Origin of the sequence: Acinetobacter sp. YH12069 (assembly GCF_013419675.1) — a bacterium.
Classification (GTDB): domain Bacteria; phylum Pseudomonadota; class Gammaproteobacteria; order Pseudomonadales; family Moraxellaceae; genus Acinetobacter; species Acinetobacter amyesii.
Window position 1 is genome coordinate 1 of sequence record NZ_VOZS01000018.1, and the last position, 22,575, is coordinate 22,575.

The 22,575-nt window shown below is 38.1% G+C and carries 16 protein-coding genes; 2 read left to right on the forward strand and 14 right to left on the reverse strand.

Annotated elements, in window-relative coordinates; all coding sequences use genetic code 11:
* The first annotated feature begins 175 nt into the window (after positions 1–175).
* Positions 176–1,099, forward strand: coding sequence for an aromatic amino acid DMT transporter YddG (gene yddG / locus FTU16_RS12800; protein ID WP_180163408.1), 924 nt, complete (start codon positions 176–178; stop codon positions 1,097–1,099).
* 24 nt (positions 1,100–1,123) lie between these two features.
* Here yddG and FTU16_RS12805 read toward each other — a convergent pair whose 3' ends face one another.
* The 14 genes from FTU16_RS12805 to FTU16_RS12870 all read right to left on the reverse strand — a co-directional run bounded on the left by FTU16_RS12805 (position 1,124) and on the right by FTU16_RS12870 (position 19,520).
* Positions 1,124–2,422 (reverse strand): MgtC/SapB family protein, encoded by a 1,299-nt coding sequence (locus tag FTU16_RS12805; protein WP_180163409.1) that lies wholly within the window; start codon positions 2,420–2,422, stop codon positions 1,124–1,126.
* Positions 2,423–2,698: 276 nt separating this feature from the next.
* A complete protein-coding gene (locus FTU16_RS12810) occupies positions 2,699–3,586 on the reverse strand; it encodes a DMT family transporter (RefSeq protein WP_180163410.1) in 888 nt (295 codons plus the stop codon).
* A gap of 240 nt (positions 3,587–3,826) precedes the next feature.
* On the reverse strand, positions 3,827–5,455 hold the full coding sequence (locus tag FTU16_RS12815; RefSeq protein WP_180163411.1) for a long-chain-fatty-acid--CoA ligase: 1,629 nt from the start codon (positions 5,453–5,455) through the stop codon (positions 3,827–3,829).
* A gap of 403 nt (positions 5,456–5,858) precedes the next feature.
* Positions 5,859–6,605 (reverse strand): OmpA family protein, encoded by a 747-nt coding sequence (locus FTU16_RS12820; RefSeq protein WP_257221031.1) that lies wholly within the window; start codon positions 6,603–6,605, stop codon positions 5,859–5,861.
* 20 nt (positions 6,606–6,625) lie between these two features.
* On the reverse strand, positions 6,626–7,585 hold the full coding sequence (gene tagF / locus FTU16_RS12825) for a type VI secretion system-associated protein TagF (RefSeq protein WP_168379476.1): 960 nt from the start codon (positions 7,583–7,585) through the stop codon (positions 6,626–6,628).
* A 57-nt stretch (positions 7,586–7,642) separates the two neighbouring features.
* The gene (gene tssM, locus FTU16_RS12830) at positions 7,643–11,473 is read right to left on the reverse strand and encodes a type VI secretion system membrane subunit TssM (protein ID WP_180008120.1); all 3,831 of its coding nucleotides are present in this window, start codon (positions 11,471–11,473) and stop codon (positions 7,643–7,645) included.
* 28 nt (positions 11,474–11,501) lie between these two features.
* A complete protein-coding gene (locus tag FTU16_RS12835; RefSeq protein WP_180163412.1) occupies positions 11,502–12,947 on the reverse strand; it encodes a hypothetical protein in 1,446 nt (481 codons plus the stop codon).
* A 2-nt stretch (positions 12,948–12,949) separates the two neighbouring features.
* Positions 12,950–13,942, reverse strand: coding sequence for a type VI secretion system baseplate subunit TssG (gene tssG, locus FTU16_RS12840; protein ID WP_180163413.1), 993 nt, complete (start codon positions 13,940–13,942; stop codon positions 12,950–12,952).
* Positions 13,906–15,714, reverse strand: a complete 1,809-nt coding sequence (gene tssF, locus FTU16_RS12845; protein WP_180163414.1) for a type VI secretion system baseplate subunit TssF — start codon at positions 15,712–15,714, stop codon at positions 13,906–13,908. Before tssF ends, tssG begins: the two co-directional genes overlap by 37 nt.
* A 15-nt stretch (positions 15,715–15,729) precedes the next feature.
* On the reverse strand, positions 15,730–16,206 hold the full coding sequence (gene tssE, locus FTU16_RS12850) for a type VI secretion system baseplate subunit TssE (protein ID WP_180163415.1): 477 nt from the start codon (positions 16,204–16,206) through the stop codon (positions 15,730–15,732).
* 70 nt (positions 16,207–16,276) lie between these two features.
* Positions 16,277–16,780, reverse strand: coding sequence for a type VI secretion system tube protein Hcp (locus tag FTU16_RS12855; RefSeq protein ID WP_078190771.1), 504 nt, complete (start codon positions 16,778–16,780; stop codon positions 16,277–16,279).
* 48 nt (positions 16,781–16,828) lie between these two features.
* On the reverse strand, positions 16,829–18,313 hold the full coding sequence (gene tssC, locus FTU16_RS12860) for a type VI secretion system contractile sheath large subunit (protein ID WP_180064163.1): 1,485 nt from the start codon (positions 18,311–18,313) through the stop codon (positions 16,829–16,831).
* Positions 18,306–18,809, reverse strand: coding sequence for a type VI secretion system contractile sheath small subunit (tssB, locus tag FTU16_RS12865; protein ID WP_078193364.1), 504 nt, complete (start codon positions 18,807–18,809; stop codon positions 18,306–18,308). Before tssB ends, tssC begins: the two co-directional genes overlap by 8 nt.
* Before the next feature lie 15 nt (positions 18,810–18,824).
* Positions 18,825–19,520, reverse strand: a complete 696-nt coding sequence (locus FTU16_RS12870) for a hypothetical protein (RefSeq protein ID WP_180064164.1) — start codon at positions 19,518–19,520, stop codon at positions 18,825–18,827.
* A gap of 373 nt (positions 19,521–19,893) precedes the next feature.
* On the opposite strand from FTU16_RS12870, the gene tssH reads away from it, so the two are divergent.
* Positions 19,894–22,566: a type VI secretion system ATPase TssH gene (gene tssH / locus FTU16_RS12875; protein ID WP_180163416.1), complete on the forward strand. Its 2,673-nt coding sequence runs from the start codon at positions 19,894–19,896 to the stop codon at positions 22,564–22,566.
* Positions 22,567–22,575: the final 9 nt, after the last annotated feature.

The following is a 22,575-nucleotide window of genomic DNA, read 5'->3' on the forward strand; positions in this document are numbered from 1 at the left end:
GCAAGTAACTTGGACCAGTGTTGATCATTTAGCATTGTTCGAGGCATAGCGAGTGTAAAATTGGGTTTGGCGATTTAATTTTACTATCTCGCTATTTTTTTAATCAACAAATGTCAACAGATCCTATAATAAAAATTAAAAATTCATTCGCCATTTGCGAAATCTTCGAGCAATCATGTCCAAAAATCTTGCAACGCTGATTGGATTCAGTGCAATCTTACAATGGTCTTCTATTGTTGGTTTACTTAAGAAAATTAGTTTCAGTATTGGCCCTGATCTTGCTGTGCTCTTTATGTATACCTTGAGCGCAATTATTCTATTGCTCTTATTTAAAATTCCAAACCTTAAACTGGTTCCGCGCCAATTTTTGATATACGCCACCCTTTTATTTGTGATTTATGAGTTGTGTTTTTCGTATGCCATTGCTTTGGCTCAAACTGCTCAACAAGCGATTGAAATCAGTTTAGTCAATTATTTATGGCCGAGTCTGACAATTGCCGCGTTAATCTTATTTAAAGAATTAAAATTTAACTTTTTCGTAATCATTGGTTTAGCCATTTGTTTGGGTGGCATCATTTTGATCCAAACGGGTAATGGAAGTTTTAACTGGTCTACAGTCTTTACGAACATTCAGTCCAATCCATTAAGCTATTTTCTTGCTTTTATGGGAGCGAGTTTATGGTCACTCTACTGTGTGATTACACGTAAATACAGTCTTGGACATAACCCTATTTCATTCTTTTTCGTCGTGATCACGATTATGCTATGGCTAAAAATGTTGATATTTCACGGTATTCCGCGAATGCCTGCCGTAGACTTACATACCGGTATGTATATGTTGACCGTGTCCATTGTAACCGCTTTGGGTTATGCAGCGTGGAATGTAGGTATTATTAAAGGCAATATTACGATATTGGTGACTTTATCGTATTTTAGTCCGATTTTTTCTTCGGTTATTTCAATGTTTATATTACAGACACCACTGAGTTTAAGTTTTTGGCATGGTGCCATTTTGGTGACGTTAGGTTCGCTTGTATGTTGGATTTCAACCAGTTGGCCACAAATAAAAGCAAAATTAATGCAATTGCGTCATGAATAATATGGCGCAGTTAATTGCCTCTGATTATCTTAAACTGAATAACAAAACCGCGATTAGGCACAGCATGTGAAGTAACTGTGTTGGTGCAAAATATAGAAAATATTTCCATCCACCTGTGAGAAATGCATTCACACATTTTGAAATTGCATGGGCTGATAATCCAATCACCACAGCATAAACCAGTGTCAAATTATCGATATTACCTTGCATCACAACGGTTGCCATAGCTGCATGGACTTCAAAGAGTGATGCTAATAATGTCCCTAAAATTAAGCCTTTATCACCTAAAGCGAGATTTAATCCATACACAAGTGCTTGGATCAAAGTGAGCGTGATGGCAATGATTGCCGCCTGTTTTAAGCTAAACATTCGACTATCGGTATTTTCTAACGGCGCTGGTTCATTCGCTTCTACACAAAGTTTTTCGGGTTCTGTCTCTTTATTATGCTGAACTTGAGATGAGCCATAAATCAGATATAGCGCAGCAAGGACTAATATCAAGATGCCGACGATACTTGGTATAACTAATATTTTAAACCATGCAAAACTCACCCCAAGTACGATGATCAAGAGTTGAACCAATGTCGCAACACATGAAAAAAGTCCTGCCCCTGCATTACTTTTGGCACTGGCTTTTCCTGCTCGTACTTCCATACCTAAGCTTGCGATTGTTGCTGTGCTCGACACAAAACCTGATGCCAAGGCCGATAAAATAATGGCTTTATCAGAGGATAGAAGCCGCTTGGCGATGTGCGCTAATGACTGCACCACCAAGATCAATATCAGTAATTTTAAAATCACATAGGGATTTAATACTGAACCCCAATAGGCTTGATTCGGCGTTAAAGGTAAGGCAATTAGGATCAATGCCAGTAAAAAGACCCCATCTCTTAACTCATAGTCTTTGATCCAATGCGCTGCAAAATGATGTAAGCCTTTTTTTCCAAATAATATGAGGGTCAACACCACAGCCAAACAGGCAGCAAGTGGAATATTAAAAACACAAGCGGCACCGATCAAATAAGTCATTACAAAAGCAAGTTCAGTGGTTGTTCCAATATCTTGTTTTTGTTGACTTAATCCATAATAGCTAAACATACTGACGACAATTGCACCGATCACACCAACAGCTAAATGTATTAAAAAACACAATGCTCCAAACAACGCACAAATGGTAAATGAGCGTAAACCAGCAAAACTCTGTTCACGGTCCAAATTGTTGTTACGTTGACGCTCCAAACCGATGAGCAATCCACAGCCTAAAGCCGAAGCTAAAATAGTTAACAATGCTGGGAAGGATAATGTTTGTATGAGTATTTCCAAATTTAAGCCCTCCCATCAATACATTGTTTATATTGGCAATATAAATAAAAAATAATAAAAAAATTTAACGCTAAAATTCGAAAAATAAATATATAAATTGAACAACTTGAGCATTTTCAATCATGTTCAAAGTTTAGTCATCCTTTAAATCATAAACAATTCCATGATAAATATCTTAGTAAACATTAATTTTTCCCATATTTTAATTAAAAATATATTCGAAAAACTGACTTAAATTCGGCCTCTATTTGCCTTCATGACTGTTTAAAGCACAGATTAAGCCCAAATCACCATAATGGCCGCAATCACCACAAGGGCTAATCCCCAATGATCGGTTCTTGCGAGTTTTTCCTTAAAGAAATAGGCAGAGATTAAGAGGCTAAATAAGATTTCGATTTGACCTAGGGTTTTGACAATCGCAACCGTTTGCATGCTCATGGCAGTAAACCAGCCCAAGGACGCTAGAAAGCTACAGACACTAACGCGAAAGGTCAGACCGACTCTCTCCCACATGGCAATGAGCGTTTTGCGGCTAAATAGACTGAGGTACAGCAGCATAATCACACATTGAAAGCCAATTACACTCAACAGTACCCACGCCGCACGATGCAAAGTCGGTAAATCACTTAGCTCTAAACTGGCTTCACGAACCAATAAAGAGGTAATAGCAAAACTTAATCCACTCCCTACACCAATGCATAACGTTGGCAGAGATAATTTTTGTCGTTGAGAACCCTTGCTTAAAAGAAAAACGGCTATGCCACCAACCAAAACACCAATCCAACCAAATAAACTTAAATGTTCACTTAAGAAAATCACCCCCACTATGGCCGCAAAGATGGCTTCACTTTTCGCTAAACCGACACCGATGGCATAATTCTTTTGTTTAAAAAGCAAGACCATCAAAATCGTCGCTAAAATTTGACTTAGTCCTGCAATCACCACATAAACCCAAAACATAGGTGTAAATGTGGTTACCTGAGTCACAGGCTGTTGTTGGTACAACACGAACAAATAAATGCAGGCAAATGGGAGCCCAAAAATAAACCGTGCAAGGGTGACACCATACACATCAACAGTGGTACTGAGTTGCTTTTGAAATGCATTGCGCCATGACTGCATAAAAGCAGCCATTAAAGTGAATAAGATCCAAACTGGAAACATAAGAAAGGTGGTTTAACGGTGGATGCCTCATCAATTTACGCTTTTATTGAATTGAATGCGACCCAACACGGCCAGATTATTCATTGAACTTGGTTATAAATTCGTTGAAAAAAATTTATTTAAAAACCTAATATTAAGAGCTTGGTATGTATCAAAATTTAAGTTTTTATAAAAAACGCAAAGGCATGTCACCTTTGCGTTTTGCTCTTTACCAGTATTTAGTTAGTGACTTACATTAAGTTAGCTTCCTAGTAATACAGCACCAAATTGCTCACGTAGATCTTTTTTCAGCATTTTACCTGTTCCGCTCAATGGAATAGCATCCACGAAAATCACTTTATCTGGCACCTGCCATTTAGCGACTTTATCTGCATAATAATCCAAAATTTCTGTATCAGATAAATCGACATCTGGCTTTTTAATCGCAATTAGTACAGGACGCTCATCCCATTTCGGATGGCTCGCTGCAATCACAGCCGCCATTGCAATTTTAGGATGTCCCATAGCCAAATTTTCTAACTCAACAGAAGAAATCCATTCGCCGCCCGATTTGATCAAATCTTTTGAACGGTCACTGATTTTTAAGAAACCATCTTCATTCAGCGTAGCAATATCCCCGGTATCAAACCAACCATCTGAGGTTAATGCGGACTCTGTTTTGCCAAAGTAATTGCCAATAATCCAATGCCCTTGGATTTGTAAATTACCTGTCGTTTCACCATCACGTGCAACTTCATATGTACCGCTTTCTTCATCGGTAATACGTAAATCGACCCCAAATGGTGGACGACCTTGTGACAAACGCACTTGTAATTGTTCTTCTTCAGATAATAACAAATGTTTGGCTTTAAACTGGTTTGAAGAACCTAATGGACTGGTTTCGGTCATTCCCCAAGCATGAATCGTTTCGCAGTTAAATTGTTCTTTAAACACTTTTAACATCGCAGGTGGGCAAGCAGATCCACCAACCACATTACGCACTAAACTTTGGAGCTGACTACCCGCTTGCTGCGCAGCATTGATTAATCCCTGCCAAATCGTTGGAACACCCAATGCAACAGATACTTTATAATCATCAATCATTTGCGTCAGGCTCGCACCATCTAAACCTGGGCCTGGTAGCACTAAAGTGCAACCTACCATAGCCGCAGCATATGGCGTACCCCATGCATTGACATGGAACATCGGCACAACAGGCATCATAATATCTCGCGCTGAGATATTTAATGAATCCGGCATACAAATCGCATAACTGTGTAAGACTGTTGAACGATGGCTATACAACACGCCTTTCGGATTGCCTGTGGTACCCGAGGTATAACATAAAGAACTAGCCGATAATTCATCTAATTCTGGCCATGTATAGTCTGCAGATTGTCCCGCAATAAGTTCATCATAAAATTTAACATCTGGCACCGCTTCGACAATTGCTGCATCTGGTGCATCTAAACAAATAAAATGTTCAACAGATTTTAATAGTGGTTTTACTGCTTTGATTAACGGCAAAAAGGTTTTATCAAATAACATCACGCGGTCTGCGGCATCATTGATGATAAAAATTAATTGTTCTGGAAATAAACGCGGATTAATGGTGTGACAAACATAGCCGCTACCTGAAATAGCGTACCAAGACTCTAAATGACGGTGGTTATTCCAAGCGATGGTCGCAACACGATCCCCTAAATTTAAACCGAGTGATGCAAGAACATTGGCAAATCGTTTTGAATTTTTATGGACATCACCCCAAGTGGTTTTCGTAATCGTCGTGTCTGTATTTTTTGAAATTACTAAACTATCCGCATGATAGCGACCCGCATGTTCAATCATGCTACTAATCAAAAGCGGTTTAAACATCATATTACCAAGCATTCTTTGCTCCCACATTCATCCATATTGAGTTGTTGTTTTTCCACACTGTCCTGCAGATTTTTTAAAACTTTGCACCATGTCAAAAGTGATTGTTCTTTATCGACAAGGTTAAAGCAGTAGATATGAAACGCATATCCAAAACTGATTCTTATGTTTTAACCTTAATTGATTTTAGAATCCACTGTTTTATTGCTCAAAATATGAATGCTTTAGTGGTATAAAATGCAAAAATTAAAGCTTTAGCCCTATTCAAAATATAGTCTTATTTAGTTATAACACTGCTGCTTTAAAAATGTCGTTTTCAGTTATCAAATAATCGACTGAGTCAATTGGCATAAAAAAACCCAGTCTAGATACACTGGGTTCATTCATTGCATTAGCCGTTGCAGTTAAGTTGAAATAGTTACAGCACTTCAAACTCAATACGACGGTTTTTCTTACGACCTTCAGGCGTAGCATTGTCTGCTACAGGCTTATTTGAGCCCATCCCTTCAGTACTTAAGTTCGCCGCTGCAATATTTTTTGAAATCAGGTAGTTTTTAACTGCATTAGCACGATCTTGGCTTAAACTTAAGTTTTTCTCAGGATTCCCCGAGCTGTCTGTGTGACCAATAATTCGTACTTTTTTCCCACCGACGCGATTCAGTGCGACAACCATTTCATCTAAGATCTGTACCCCAGATGGCGCTAAAATAGCACTGCCCGATTCAAATTCAATAATACGATTACGTAAAGCCGCATTAATAATTGCCTGTTCAGCCTGATTGACAGAAAGCTGTGCATTGAAACGAAAAGGTGCTGTGACCAAAGACTGAAACTTGGTGGTCGTGGGTTGGATATCGTTTTGATTCGACATCTTGCCACTTAAATCGACTTGCGTTCCGCGAACAGAGAGTTTTCCCTGTTTTACTTTTTTTAAGTCATCATTAATCATTTGGCTTACGCTATTGCCCCAACCATTGGGTGCAGTAACCGCTCGAACCTGAATTTTATCAACCACATTTGCCTGACCATAGGTCAAATAGGCTTTATTTAATATTTCTTGCTTGGTTGCTTCATTCGGTACAGCGCCTTCAATCACAATAGGCTCTGCCCAAAGCAAAGTCGAACAACCTAAAATGCACACACTCGCAAGAAATTTGGGCAACATTGGTAAGATTCTTTGCATCATTATTCTTCTATAAAAGTCTGTCTAAAAAGTTTAATGCCATGAATAAGGCTGATCTGACGCTCACTCAAAGACTGTTCCAATACGGCTAAGCCTGCATTTTGTTCAAGATAAGGATCAATCCAACTGGCATCAATCAAGGAAACCCAATGATCACTTTGCATATTTTGGGTAAAAACATCATTGAGTGCAGTAATATCAGCACCTTGAAAACCAAACAGTAAAACTGGCGAATCACTGTGTAGGATGCCAATGAGTAACTCAGCATCTTGGTTTTCGACAAAGCGACTAATTAAATTGACCCAAAAAGCCGCAATTTCATAACAGTAACTAATATTATTGATCGGTAAGATCAACACTTTATTCAACCGAGACGTACCCTGATGAATAATCGGTTGTAGCAGCAAACCGAGACCAATCATGCTTTGCGCCAACTGATAAGGCGTAAAATTCAATAAACGTGCAAATGAATGCAACGTATGATGCTCATAAAAAGAAGAGGTTTCTTCTGTCCCGAACACTTGAATTTCGTTATTCAGTTTGCCTAATTTATCGAGCAAAATATCGGGATCGCGAATAGAACGCATCACTCGGTTACGCTGATATAAGTCAATTAAGGTTTGTTTATAACGATAAGGTGCATACAAAATATTATCGAAAGGATCATCGATTTCTAGCAGATGAGCCAGCACCATTGGAAATTGACGCTTTGAACTGTCTTCACTGCTAATCAAATTGGCAACCAAAAAACGCTTATCTTTTGGACTGGCAATAAAGAAATCTAATGAAGGCAGTGAGTTATACGCTGCATTAAAATTGTCTGAACGCATAGCGAACTCAAGCGCCTCCGTGATCCACTGATCGATTAACTGAATCAGTGAATATTGTTCACGGCTCTTTAAGAAGTCACCACGAGCTGGACATTTTCCATAATACAGCGGTGTCGTTCTCACTTCATACATCGTCACACTCCTTGTTCTTTTGCACGAATGCCACCGCTCTCATTTTTAAATTCATCATCATGGTGTTGCTGTTCCTTGTACAACACTCATCGGTGAAGTCGCTGGCGCTACAGGCGCTTGTCCTGCAGGCATCGTTTGCGCTGCGACGACACGAACACCTTTATTCGTCACCACTTGATCAACAAGAGTCATACCTGAATAGCCTGAACCTGTAGTTGGGCCAGATGCGTTACCACTAATTAAACGGAAGTTCACTTTTACAAACACTTTTGGATTTTGTTTGCTACGCCACACCATTTCAAATGAATTACCATTTTGTGTACGCTGAGCGCCTTCAACCAATCGGTTAATACCATATTCACCCGGCTCATCAAAAATCGTATGCGTTTGACCTTCCAAGTCAATTGCAGTAATACGTGCACCCGGAATTGCCCCTTTATTTGGCCAAACGAAGTTCACCCATTGCTGAACACCGTTTTCATACACCATACGCTGACCATCAATATCAATGGTATATGAAAGTAACTGTGTGTTTTCTAATGGGAAGAACTGGAAGTTCGATTGATTGGTTGCCGCAGGTGCTGCTTGACTCAATTCCCCTGTAGCAACGCCATTACTTGGCGCAACATAGCGTTGGAAATTCGCTACGAATTGTGGATTTAAACCAATGCCCAAATCTTTCCATGTTTTCGTGGTTAAGGTATAGCCACGACGAATCACCAATGGATCTAAATATTCTTTTACAAAGCGAGCGATACTTCCGTTTTCACCAAAAATTTGGCTAATTTCATTACTGGTCGCTTGTAAAGTAGCATTGCTATTAAATGGATATTTAGGTGCAAGATTGGTTGTAAATGGTTGATACGCCTGCATTGCCCACAACTTATTAATTTCGTTTTGAGCTGGAATCAAAAGAACTTCAAATGACTGAGTCACCGGCTGCATAAAGAGTTTTTGAATCAACTGTTGATCTAATTCATTCAGACCCACAGACATTTTTTCATCCACAAATTTTTGCGTGCTATTAAAGACAGAGCTTTGATCATTGATGGTTTGTTTCACCAATGTCATGCTTGCAGGCCCCATGTCACCGCCACTCTTCAAATCATTGAACTTACTACGTACTTGACTCAAAGACAGCATGTATTCATCTAAAATAGATTTGTTTTGCTGATCATCACGTTTACGAACCAGTTGATAGAACACATCAAACTCTTTTGCGATAACACCTTGACCGGCTTTAGAAGCAACTTGCTGTGCCTGCTGCGCATCATCACGGCTGAGAACTTTACGTTTAAACCACGCAATAAAGCCTTTCTGAGGTGCAGCCAGTTCTGCTTGAACAATTGGATTATCCCAGCTGGTTTCTTTCGCTATACGGTCGACCACTTTACGAATTGGCGAATTTTCAGGTTCACCTAAAATATCGATAAAACGTGACTGCTGAGCAACATCAGCACCCTTGCCATAATGTACTGCATTTAAGAATTTACGCCATTCAGCGATATATTCCTGCTTATAAAGTTCGGTTAACTGTTTACTGATCTGGTCTGGACTACCACTAAACGTCAGGTCATCAGAGCGATTGGTATTGAGTACCCAATCTTGAGTATCCGTCGGATTATTCGCAGCTTGGTTAATCGCATCTTTTACATAATCATTCCAAGCTTGGTAAGTAAAAATACCCGGCAAGGCATAACTACCCAACATGCTGTTTTGGCCTGTTTCACCTAATATTTGCTTCACTGTCACCGCAGGGAAACGTACCGAACCACGCATTTTAATTTCATTATAAACGCGGTCGCGTGCAGGAATACCCATGGTAACAGCCGTCAATAATTGACGTGTTTGATCAACCAATAAAGGATCAGATTCCATTTGCGGGAACGCAGGATCAGCAGCTAAAGTCATCGCATAAGATAAAACTTGTTCTGCTTTTTGAATCATTTCCCCACGTGGCATTTGACCACGATTTGAATCTAACCATGAACGCCAGAAACGAGTAACTTGGTCACTCAAATGGCTCGATTCCATATATTTATGATTGCTCATCATCAAATACGCCTTCAGTGCATTGTAGGCATCCTGAGGATTAGTATCCGATGGTTCTAAATAGGGCTGATTTGATTTCACAGCTTGAGTGATTTGCACATTGACGTGATTTTCTTTCAACGTCGCTTCATTGGCTTTAACGCGCTGTAAGTACTGCGCCATATTTTGCTGAGATGGTGCCAATACAATTTGTTGAATACCTCGTAAATACTCAACTTTGAGTTTTTCACGAATTTTATTCCCTTGGTATAAACCAAAGCTATATTTCAAAGGACGATCTTCATCAAAATGATCGAGCTGCTGTAAATGCCCTTGTAATATCAGCAATGCATCCAATTGAGTCGAAAGCTCACTTCCGCTACGGCTTTCCATTTGTACAACTTTGTCTAGGTCTGCCTGAACTTCAGCCACGAGTTGTTGGTTATTACGATACGACCAAACCCATAATCCAAGCACCACAGCAACCAATAATAATGCAGCAATAAATGCCATAAAACGCTGACGCTTACGTGCAGGATTGATATGTTGTTTAACCAGATTTTTATCTTTTAAAATGACGGTTGAAAAGAGTCCTTTTAAGAAATAACCATGATCTTGCGAAACAGAATTTGTCGGAATGCCAAACTCACTATCCGTACTTTTCACCAAATGAAAATCTTCAGCAATTTGTTCGGTCATTGGACTTTCAATCACACCTTCTTGCAACGCACTGGTGAAATAGAAACCACGGAATACCGGTTTAAACTGATAAGGGTTGTCTTGAAACAACGTACCAATAAAAGTTTTTAGCACTGGCTTTAAGCTTTTAAACTCTAGCGGAAATGTCATTACACTTGGAGAGATATTTTGCGAATGACGACGACTCAAGTGTGTCGTACTGACGCTCTTCAAACCATCATATAAAATTGAATAATGCTTTTCGAACATCTCAACAGCATGTTCGGATGAGTCTGGATCATAAGGCAGTGTTGCACCCCAAACTTGATCAAATTCATCCTTATCATAACAATCAAAAAATTCAGTAAAGCCAGCAATCAAATCCATTTTTGAAAAAACGATATACACTGGCGCAAAAATTTCTAAACGTTCCGTCAAATCCTGTATACGTGCGCGTAAGTTTTTGGCTAATTTGATTGATTTTTCAGGACTTTGACTAACAAGCTCCGCCACAGAAACAATCACGATTAAACCGTTAATTGGTGCTTTAGAACGGTTTTTTTTGAGAATATTTAAGAAACCTAACCATTCAGAATGGTCTTCGGCATAAACTGAATATCGACCTGCAGTATCGAGTAACACCCCATCTGTAGAGAAAAACCAATCGCAGTTACGAGTACCACTTAGACCTGCCGACACCATTTTCTGATGAGTTTCTTCAAATGGAAATCTAAGACCAGAATTATAAATCGCTGAACTTTTACCCGCTGCTGGGTTACCAATCACCATGTACCAAGGTAATTCATATAGGGCTGCATTCCCCTTTTTGTCGCCGAGTTTTGATTTACGGATAAGTTGAATCGAGTCTTTCATTTGCTGATTGATCAGCGCAAGTTCTTCTTTATTTTTTTGTTTACCGTATTCAGCTTCATTATCTTTGGCAATTGCCTCAGCAAGCTCTTCGCCTTGCTGTTTATGACGATAATGTTGTACTAACTCATAAATACCCCACAGAATTAATCCGAGAATATAAACAGCAACCACAATGTAAAAAGTCTTTTGCGGAATCGAATTATGCATAGCCACAATAGCTACAAAAAATGACAAAGCCACCATCGCTTTAGGATTGGTGACGTACTGCCAAACATAACCGAGGATCGTATAAAATAGTGTGTTCACAATGTTCTCAATTTCGTCTTAATTCTAATTAAACAGTTTCTTGTTCAAGTTCATCTTCGACTGAAAATGTTTGAATAAAAGCAAATGTCGATTCTTGGTCTGTGCTATAAATCATGGCAGTTAACTCTTCTGGCAAGTGCATACCCAACATGAATCCAAAAATTTTTGCCAATTGCTGGGTATTTCCAAGATTCTGTTTTGTATATAAAAAATGATAGGTTTCAATCGCGGTTTCATTAAATTTATGCTGTAATGTTTTCACCACTTTCATATCTGTAGCATCATCTAACATCAATAAAAAGGGTTGTTCTTGATCATACTGATCTAAATTATTCAGTGCTTGAAGCTCTAAATGACGTTTCAACTCAGGTTCATGTGCCACCACTTGTAGCACTTTATTTGGAATTAAGCCTCGAACTTGAACGTCTGAAGCAGCCAAACACCAACTCGATGTAAACTCTGCAGCAATGTATTTTTCTTGTAGCCACATCTTTTCATCAATCCATTCTTGATCGATTTCAGAGTCAGCATTGAGAATCAAACTGACTTCAGACTTTTGTTTTGAAATCATTTCTAAAATGGTTAACCATTCTGAATAAGCGACTTGAGTGCCGATAAAATGTGGCTCGATATGAATTTGTTCGGGAATGATCGAAAATCCGTCAGATAGATACTGCTGAATAATTTGGGCATAATCATCATTCCATTGATGAATCAAATTATCAGCAAGCAAAATATGGACATTTAAACGATTTAAACGTGAAACTTGCTGTGCATTGTTCGCCAAATGTTCTGGATGTTCATCTTGCGTATAATCTGAATCCACCCAACCCGGATGCATACGGTACTGATATGCCAATTCACTATCATAAAAGAGTGCTGATTGCTTCAGATGCTCAGCAATTAAAAATAGACTTTCAACGTGTTGCTCTAGTTGTTGCTGAATAAGTGACTGGATTCGTTTTTCACGCATGGTGATGGCACTATATTCATCATCTGCTTCTTCACTAGTAAGTTCATCTAAATCTTTGATTCGAAATGAAAGAACAGGCAAACCGTATGCATTAAATAACTTATCATCGAGTTCAGGACTTTTGAATTGCTGAATATCTTGGATGATTTGTTCGTTTTCACCAAAACTATGCCAAGCCGCTGAAGAATAAACATTTAAACGAAATTGCTGTACATCAATAGGCTTAGGTTTTGCTTGTTCAATGGCCTCAAGTTGTTGTTGCTCAGCTTGTTCTTCTGCACGTTTTTCAGCTTCAAGTTTTTTTTCTTTTTGATGTTGAATGCCTTTATAAATCAAATAAGGCGACAAAATAATTGCACATAAAGCTAAAGGAAGAAGTAAAAAGTATGTGACTAAATCGAAAGCCGTCGGGTCATAGCCTGTATCTCGCCAGTAAAAAATCACGAAAGCAGTACACAAAACAAAAAGCGTACTAAAGGTACCAATTATTAATTTCAGCATTATTATAAATTCCCCATTAAGGCATAACAGGTTTCTGTATTATCGACCTGTTTATTCGGCTGTAAAAATGCTCCCTGAGCTAAACCAATTCCGCTCAAAGAATTTAAACACACCGGTTTTATTTCTTCTTTTTGTAAAATTAAGCGCACATCCACCATTAATGTTGGACTGCACCAAGTTTGAATCATTTGTTTTAATTTTAGGCTGCGTGCCTGATTCGGTAAAAATGTTAAATAATCTTCATGATTTAAAGGTCCAATCACGATTTCAATTTTTTCGTCAATCTGTTGAATCTTCTCACCACAAAAAGTATTCAGCCCCAATAAGCTCGGCTGAGATCCACCTAAACATGTTCTCTGATCTTCTTCAAATACAAAAGTTTCAGGGATAAATTCTCGAATATCAAAATTCTGCTTAAAGATACAGTTCAGCATGGTTTTTAATGCATACGCTGTATTGTTTTGTCCCTGCATTAAACCTGAAAACTCTGCAAAATAATCATCTAAATCAGGCTGATCATGCTGGCTACGGATATAACCATTTAATGCATGTAAAATATCAAGATAGTGATTATCCTGCTCGATTTCATAACGAATAGGTAAATGATAATTTAAACTGGCATCAACATAATGTGCTGTTAATTTATGATTAAACAGCCCTAAAAACTTTTGAGTTTCGTGTCGCTGATGTCGCCCGCTGAGCTTAATCTTATTGGTATAACTATAAGGTAATGCACCTTGAATACCCGTTAAACCTACCATTAAATTTGTCAGTTCAACTTTCTCATCGTTGAACTCTAAACTTTCAATTTCAGTGTTCGGGAAGTTCAGATTAAGTGAACTATTAAACTCAAAGTCATTTGCCCAGTGAACTTGAGCCGCGCCATAAGGTGTATGTCTTAACAAACGAGTGGCTTGTACAAACTCGTAAGCTTTCGGTTCTTGAAAAAGTCCGTCAATTACAGAGCTTTCTTGCCACCAACGTTCTGCACGCATTGGTATAACTCCTGTTGACTATTTGCATCAAAAACCGAGACATCGACAAAGCTGTTCATATTGACTTTTAAGTTAAAGATATGTGCTAGCAATTGACTATATATATACAGGCTATGTCCTCTAAAGATATCTGCATCAATGTATAGCTGAACTTTTAAACCTCTGACAAATAATGGAAACGGTTTACTATCCACAAGTTTCTGCGTGGTAGAAAACTGAATATTTTTTATGGAGTCGATAATAATTTGGTTTTCTTTCGATTTAGGTAAATTATACAATTCCAAAAGTTCTTTAATATGAGAGACCGCATCGCCTTTCATTAAAGACATATTATTCAAAGATAAATGTGAAATGACCCGCCACTGTTCTTGTTTATTTTGCTCAAAATAATACGGTAACGACGGTCGTTTGAGCATCAGAGCACGACGTGCCAAATTACTATCATTCAGAGTTAATGCATTTTGATCTTTATTATAACTTTCGTAAGGTAACTCACGATTACTACATAGTAGTTCAGTACTAATAAAATCGGACTGAGTGCTATGTGGGTCTAAAGCACGAGATATGATTGAATAGTTTAATTCCTGATGTTTATTCTTCATCTGCTGCGGATTTAAACTATAAAAAAACTGGACTTTATCCTGATGATAATGACTCATTGCAAAAAAAGGCAGTACCGGATAATACACTTCATCTTGGTTACTTTTTTCACGCACCATATTCATTTTTAAAATGCTATAGGCTTGAAAATATTCAGGATAGTGTGCATCTGTCACCAATGGATATTCCATTCGCTTATGATTAATCTTTTGCGGCTCTGCTTGTTTATTGAAAAGATTAACAATTGGTGTAGCAAACAATTTAAAATTTGCAGCATTTAATTCAGAATAATTTCGAATCGCTGCTTGATCATTTAAATTGAGTTTAAAGTGCATTTGAACATCAAATTCACTATGTTCTAAACTTAAAAACTTAATGAAATCTAGATTTAGATTTAAAAAATTGAATTTTTCAGGAACACAAAAATATTCCATCAGTAAACGATATGCATGATGCGTATGTTGATCGATAGGTAGAACACTTTGAACTTCATCAAAGCCCATAATTTCAAATGGATTGGCAATATCAAAAATGTGCTGCCCCACACGAATCGAAAAACTTGTAGTCGATTTAAAAATACTATCTAAAACCTGCAAAGGAAAATTAGAAATAGCGTCTAAAAAGATCGGCAAAGTTTCATTTTTGAGTAAAGCGTGCTTATTCGAAAAAATTTCAAATCCTAAGCTCAATGTGGCATTTTGATTTAAATGCATATGTGCCGATGGATGAGTTTTGAAATTGAGCTGTTTTAATTGAATCGGTAATAATGTGACTTCTTGTACCGTCTGATATTCACATTGAACACCACGCGTACTTTTGGCTTTTAGACTGGTCGCCTTTGGAATAACGTGTAGATCTGTTAATTGCTTAATTTTATTTATATCTTCGAAGCTCACCACAGAACATGCAGGAAATGGTTTTAAATATTGAGGAAACATCACCTCAAAAATTGAACGGGTAAAAACGTCATAACTATCTGCAAGTTTTTTATCAATCCGTGCAGAAATTAAAGAAAAGGCTTGAATTAAACGCTCAATATGCGGGTCATCTATTTGTTCTTGGTTTAAAGACAAACGCTGGGCGATTTTGGGGTATTTACTGGCAAACTCACGGGACTGTTGTCCAAATTCCTGTAGTTGTTTTTCGTAATACGGTAACAGCTCTTCAATCACAGATAACCCACTTCATTAAGCTCTTGGAGAAATAACATATTGTTGTGTTGTTGGTTTTAATAAGGCATCAAAAATAACTGGTTCGTATAAAGGATGAATATTTAAATATGCCTGAATACTTAAACATAGTGCCCCCATATTATGGCCATCCATGAGCATTTCGACTCGAATCTGTTTTAAACGCGGTTCATGTGCAGCAATCGATTGCTCAATTGACTGGCAAATTTTGTCGCGATCCGATGGATTTGCTGTCGATAAGCCCACAAAATCGATAATACCAAATTGCAAAATAGACTTTTTTGCTAATGGAAAGTCATCAATCAGTTCATCTAACTTTGCCACCCGACTATTGAGGAGATCCTCTAAATCGGAAGCAACAGATTCACGAAGTTCTTGCAAAGACAGACCTTGAGTCTGCTGATCATCTGCTGGTAATAAGCGGTCAAATAAAGTCGTTCTAAAACCATAAGGATAAAGCTGATCGAGATTCATATCTTGTTATAAATATTTAAAAAAATGAAAATAGAGGCTACCCAAGTAAGCCTCTATCTGAATCCATCTATTACGCTGCGTATGAAGCAGTGTTGTTAGATAATGACCACTTCTTAGTAACAGCACCTTTCGCAGTACCGTTAATATCTTGTTGGTTATATGTCCACTCTACTGCAGCATATTTCAAACCAAATGATTCGTGTGGAACACCTTCATCATTTACAGTTGGTGTCACGCTAGAAACCAACACATGTTTCAGTTTGATTTGAAGATATTTAATGCGTTTGTCGCCATTCGCACGGTAAAAATCAATTTGAACTTCATCAAATGTATAACCTGCTGAACATGCTTCCCAAAGTTTAGGGCTTGTCGCATCTAAATCTTTAACAAAAACCATGTCAGAATGTTCTACACGTTCTGCAGTGTGACCACCCACACTTGAAGAAGTCGCAGATTTAGGTTGACGGATGTTATGCGTCCAAGAGTTAACTTCTAACCAACTCTTGTGCTCTGCATCACGAGATTCGCCGTCTACTTTGTACTTACCACGAAATTGAATGTATATATCTTTCATTGTTCTGAATACCTATTTATTTAAAGTTATTATAGTGTTGACCCAAAATTAATTTGAGGACTGAGGTAACTCGGTCACAAGTCGTAATGAAACAGACAACTCATCCAACTGGAAATGTGGTCTTAAGAAAACCACAGATTTGTAGTGACCAGGCAAAGCTGGATTTTCTACAACTTTTACAGAAGCTTCACGCAATGGATACTGAGCTTTAGCTTCTTGAGATGCACCATCATCAAGTAATACATATTGCGACAACCATTCATTTAAGAAGGTCTCAACATTACCCGCTGATGCAAAACTACCCACTTTGTCACGCATCATTGCTTTTAAATAATGTGCAATACGTGAAACTGCCATGATGTATTGGATCTGGCTAGACAATGCAGAGTTGGCATTTGCTGTATCGCTATCATATTTTTTAGGTTTTTGCGTCGATTGCGCACCGAAAAATGCTGCATAATCCGTATTTTTGCAGTGTACCAACGGAATAAAACCAAGGTCACTCAGTTCTTTTTCACGACGGTCAGTAATGGCAATTTCAGTTGGGCATTTAAAGACCACTTCGCCATCATTGGTTTTGAACGTATGGACAGGCAAGCCTTCAACTAAACCACCACCTTCTACACCACGAATCGCAGCACACCAACCATGCATATCAAATGCATTGGTTAAACGCGTACCAAAGGCATAAGCCGCGTTCATCCATAAATATTCATTATGATTTTCACCTGAAACTTCTTCAACGAAGTTAAATCCTTCAGTGGCAATGCCTTCTTTTGGATCATATGGCAAACGACCCAATACACGTGGCATTGTCAATGCAACATATCGTGCATCGTCACTTTCACGGAATGAACGCCATTGTACATATTCTGCTGTTTCAAAGATTTTAGATACATCACGCGGACGATCAATATCAGTAAAAGACTCTAGTCCCAACATATTCGGGCTAGCAGCCGAAATAAACGGTGCATGTGCAGCCGCCGCGACATGTGAAATTTGCTCAAGCAAATACATATCAGAAGGTGTACGGTCAAACTCAAAGTCACCAATCAATGTTGCATAAGGTGCACCACCGAATGATCCATATTCTTCTTCATAGATTTTTTTGAACAATGTGCTTTGGTCAAAATCGGTCGCACCTTGGAAATCTTTAATCAGCTCTTTTTTCGTCGTATTTAACATACGAATTTTTGTTAAAGAATTTGAAGGTGTTTCTTGGCAGAAATAATACAAACCACGCCATGTCGATTCAATTTTTTGAAATTCAGCATGGTGCATGATTTTACTTAACTGAGATGAAATCAACGCATCAATTTCAGCAATACGCTTATCAATTGATAAAGTCATATTGTCTGAAACGGTAATGGTACCTGCCATGACTTCTTTAGCAAGTTCACCAATCAAACTTTTTGCACGATCATGTTCTTGATCTGTACGCGCGATACGACTTTGTTCGACAATTGAATCTAAAAGTGAATATTCTTCGGTTGCTTCAAGGTTTGCAGCAGTTGCAGTATTATAATTACTCATTTTCTGCCTCCACGCTCAACTTACGAATTTGATCAGTGTTATGTAACACTTCATCCAATAAATCTTCTAGGCGTTCATTATTTGAAATTTTATTACGCAAGTCAGACAGACGCTCACGCGCAGCAACTAACTTTTGTAGTGGATCAACCTGTTGCACAACTTGCTCGGGAGTAAAATCGGCCATGCTCTTAAATGTAAGATCTACCGACATTTTTCCACCGTCTTCAGTCAAGGTATTTTCAACTTGAAAATTAGCACGTGGTGCTAAAGACTCCATGACTTCATCAATATTATCTAAATCAACATTAATGAATTTCTTGTCTTTTAATTTGGTTTTCTCTACTTCAGATGCCGCTGAGAAATCACCTAACACCCCTACAACGAATGGTAATTCTTTAATTTCTTTACCGTCGCCAACTTCAACATCGTAAGTCAATTGAACACGAGGAGGACGAATTCGTTGAAGTTTTTTCTGTACACTTTCACGTTTTGCCATGAGTGCTTTTCCTTGTTATTTATTTTTTAATGTATCGAAAGGTGAACCACTGGCAGCAGGTTTTTTCGCTGTAGTCTGCGTTTTTGCTGTCGTGGTAGTTTTCTTTTTGCTTGCTGCTGTAGTCGTTTGTTTAGACTTGGTAGACGCTGTATTGGTTCGTTTTTTAGCTGGTGTTGTCTGTTTAGGTTTCACATTGCTCGAAGATTCTGTACTTTTTTCACGAACATCTGCTGCAGCAGACGTAGATTTATCAATCGTCGGCTGAATATAACGAATATTATCCGACAACACTTTGGCAGGAGAATAGGTCTGTTCATCTAGAGTACGATTTTCATTACTCCGCATATGATTCAGCGCATTATAAGAAATAGCGATACCTGCTAAAAAAGTAACATCAGTAAGTTCAGGCGACTGATAGTTCTTTTCTCGCAGCAGATTGACCGCTTGCAATGCTTTTAAATTGTAACCATTGGCTTGATATTTTTTGGCAATATCTACAAAAATTTCATTTTTTAAGTTCTCATTTTTCTTATTTTTTTTGTCACATAACTGATTATAAAAACCAATAATCTCTGGATCTGTATCACCTACTGCCAGTGGATAATCCTTTAAACAGGATTTTTTCACAGATGCCGCTTTATCTTTTGCAAAAACGGTTTGTGTTAAACTGGCTGCTAAAATTATAGGTAATAAAACACTAAATTTATTCAAAATTGCCTCTGTATTTCTACGTGCTAAAACTTAATTTATGTGGAGAAATCACCACTTATTTTCCCGCGGGTTTTCTCTTCATTTATCAAAATTAAAAATATGCTGCAGATTTAACAAAAAATAAGCACATAGAGTCAATACAAAAATGTGCCAAATACTCCAAAGTTTGTTGACTATTTGTTTTTTTTTGTTTCATTTTATAAAAAAATCTTTTTCCTTTTTTTATTTAGTCTGTATTATATCGCCTAAAGCAAGACACTAATAATATATAAGGTGTTGATTTTAAAGTTTTTATTTTTATAGCAAGAAAAAAGAGATCACAGTCAAACTTGTAAAATTTTGTACTGTGGATTCTAAATTTGATGAGTTATTTATGAATAATTTAAAAGTTTTAATTACTAAACTTTCACCTCACGCCCGCATTTCACTCGAAAAGTCAGCCAATACATGTATTTCACAGCAAAATTATGAAATCGAAATTGAACATTTTTTACTCGAATTATTAACCTATAACAATAAAAATGACCTTCAAATACTCTTAGAAAAATACAAAGTTTCTGCAGATGGTTTGGCAGATGACCTCAAAGAAAGTATTGCTCAACTTCCAAAAGGAAATACGCGCACTCCTATTTTTGCCCAATCCATTGTGCGCTTACTTGAACAAGCTTGGTTATTAGCATCTGCTGAACAAGATCCACAAATTCGTAGTGGTCATTTACTTGTTGCGCTCCTTACCGCGCCAGATTTATACCAAATTGCAGCAAGAGCTTCTTCTCTTTTCGATTTATTACCTATCGATACGATTAAACATAAATTTTTAGATCTTTGCCTAAAGAGCATTGAAAATGAAGATTTAGCAACTGCATCACCAGATGAAAAATCAGCAGCACAAACGAATGCAACTACGCCAGTTAAAACACCTGCTCTAGACCAATACACCATTAATCTTACTGAAAAAGCTAAAAATGGTGGCATTGATCCTGTGATTGGTCGTGAGTTTGAAATCCGCTTAATGCTCGATATTTTGATGCGTCGTCGTCAAAACAATCCGATTTTAACGGGTGAGCCTGGTGTTGGTAAAACGGCCGTTGTTGAAGGTCTGGCATTAAAAATCGCAACCAACCAAGTTCCAGATGCTTTAAAAAACGTCAGCATTCATACTTTAGATATGGGCTTACTACAAGCGGGCGCCAGTGTTAAAGGTGAATTCGAAAATCGCTTAAAACAAGTCATTCATGAAGTTCAAGCCTCTGCACATCCAATCATTTTATTTATTGATGAAGCACACACGTTGATTGGTGCGGGTGGTCAAGCAGGTCAAAATGATGCAGCAAACCTGTTAAAACCGGCGCTTGCACGTGGTGAGTTAAGAACCATTGCCGCAACCACATGGGCTGAATATAAGCAGTATTTTGAAAAAGATGCCGCATTAAGCCGACGCTTCCAAGTAATTCAGGTTGAAGAACCGACTGAAGAAGTCGCAATCGATATGCTGCGTGCCATGATTCCCGTGATGGCAAAACATTTCAATTTACAAATTGACGATGAAGCTATCGTTACTGCAGTCCATGCTTCGCACCGTTATATCACTGGCCGTCAATTGCCTGATAAAGCGATAAGTGTCTTAGATACAGCTTCTGCGCGTGTTGCGTTAACGCAAAATGCACAACCAGTAAAATTGGATCAACTTCAAGCTCAATTACATAATTTGAAGCTTGAATTGGCGATTCTTGAAAATGAACATAAGAATATTCCGATTCACCACGAACGCATTGAAAGTGTAAAAACACAAATATCCGCGCTTGAACAAGAAATTCAGTCAACAGAAACGCAGTGGAAAAAAGAACTCGAAATCATTCAACAGATTAAAACACTTGAACAAGAGTCCGAGCAAAAACCAGAAAATATTGAAACTTTAAGCAATATTCGTAACCAATTGGCAACGTTACAAGGTCAAACGCCGCTTGTTTTTGAGCGTGTGAATGCACAAATTATTAATGAAATCATTTCAGACTGGACCGGTATCCCTGTTGGGAAAATGGTTAATGATGAAATTCAGCAAATTTTGAAGCTTGAAGCACAGTTAGAACAACGTGTGATGGGTCAAGATTATGCACTGCATCAACTGGTACAAGGCATTAAAACCTCCAAGGCAAAATTGGAAGATCCAAATAAACCTCAAGGCGTTTTCATGCTGGTTGGCCCAAGTGGTGTGGGTAAAACCGAAACTGCACTTGCGTTAGCAAACGAGTTATATGGTGGTGAGTCTCATTTAATCACCATTAACATGTCTGAATATCAAGAAGCACATACCGTGTCGTCTTTAAAAGGTGCTCCTCCAGGTTATGTCGGTTATGGCCAAGGTGGCGTACTGACAGAAGCAGTTCGCCGTAACCCATATAGTGTGGTTTTACTCGATGAGATTGAAAAAGCACACAGCGATGTTCAAGAGCTATTCTACCAAGTATTCGATAAAGGTACTTTGGAAGATGGTGAAGGTCGTGTTATTGACTTTAAAAATACCACTATCCTGCTGACTTCAAATACTGGCTCTAGTGCCATTATGCAGGCTTGTTTAAATCAGCCAGTAGAAGAATGGCCGTCAGCAGAAGAACTTCTAGATGTATTAAAACCAGCTTTATATAAACAATTTAAGCCGGCATTTTTAGGTCGTATGCGTATTGTGCCGTATTTCCCATTGCACGATGATCTGCTCGTACGCATTATTCAGCATAAATTAGGCAAAATCACCGCGCGTATTGAAAAACAATATGGTACGCAAACACGTTATACCGATGATTTAGTCGAATTATTATTAAGTCGCTGTACTGAGGTCGATAGTGGTGCGCGTAATGTCGATAACATTTTAAATGCGACGGTCTTGCCTGCTTTAGCCACTGAATTACTCATGGCAATGAGTGAGCAAAAGATTCCATCGGTCATTGAAATCGATGTCAAAGACGATGAAATTATTTATGTTTTAGATCCTAAAAGTAAACCTGCGAAAAAACGCAGCAGCAAAAAGACTAAAACCTTAGAAGCATAAGCTAGGAAC

Excerpts from the sequence above, each read along its gene's own strand:
- FTU16_RS12820 (WP_257221031.1), bottom strand. The coding sequence starts at position 6,605 with ATGTTGCCCAAATTTCTTGCGAGTGTGTGCATTTTAGGTTGTTCGACT.
- FTU16_RS12835 (WP_180163412.1), bottom strand. The coding sequence starts at position 12,947 with ATGCTGAAATTAATAATTGGTACCTTTAGTACGCTTTTTGTTTTGTGT.
- FTU16_RS12855 (WP_078190771.1), bottom strand. The coding sequence starts at position 16,780 with ATGAAAGATATATACATTCAATTTCGTGGTAAGTACAAAGTAGACGGC.
- yddG (WP_180163408.1), top strand. The coding sequence starts at position 176 with ATGTCCAAAAATCTTGCAACGCTGATTGGATTCAGTGCAATCTTACAA.
- tssC (WP_180064163.1), bottom strand. The coding sequence starts at position 18,313 with ATGAGTAATTATAATACTGCAACTGCTGCAAACCTTGAAGCAACCGAA.
- FTU16_RS12810 (WP_180163410.1), bottom strand. The coding sequence starts at position 3,586 with ATGTTTCCAGTTTGGATCTTATTCACTTTAATGGCTGCTTTTATGCAG.
- tssE (WP_180163415.1), bottom strand. The coding sequence starts at position 16,206 with ATGAATCTCGATCAGCTTTATCCTTATGGTTTTAGAACGACTTTATTT.
- tssB (WP_078193364.1), bottom strand. The coding sequence starts at position 18,809 with ATGGCAAAACGTGAAAGTGTACAGAAAAAACTTCAACGAATTCGTCCT.
- FTU16_RS12815 (WP_180163411.1), bottom strand. The coding sequence starts at position 5,455 with ATGCTTGGTAATATGATGTTTAAACCGCTTTTGATTAGTAGCATGATT.
- tssG (WP_180163413.1), bottom strand. The coding sequence starts at position 13,942 with ATGCGTGCAGAACGTTGGTGGCAAGAAAGCTCTGTAATTGACGGACTT.
- tssH (WP_180163416.1), top strand. The coding sequence starts at position 19,894 with ATGAATAATTTAAAAGTTTTAATTACTAAACTTTCACCTCACGCCCGC.
- tagF (WP_168379476.1), bottom strand. The coding sequence starts at position 7,585 with ATGTATGAAGTGAGAACGACACCGCTGTATTATGGAAAATGTCCAGCT.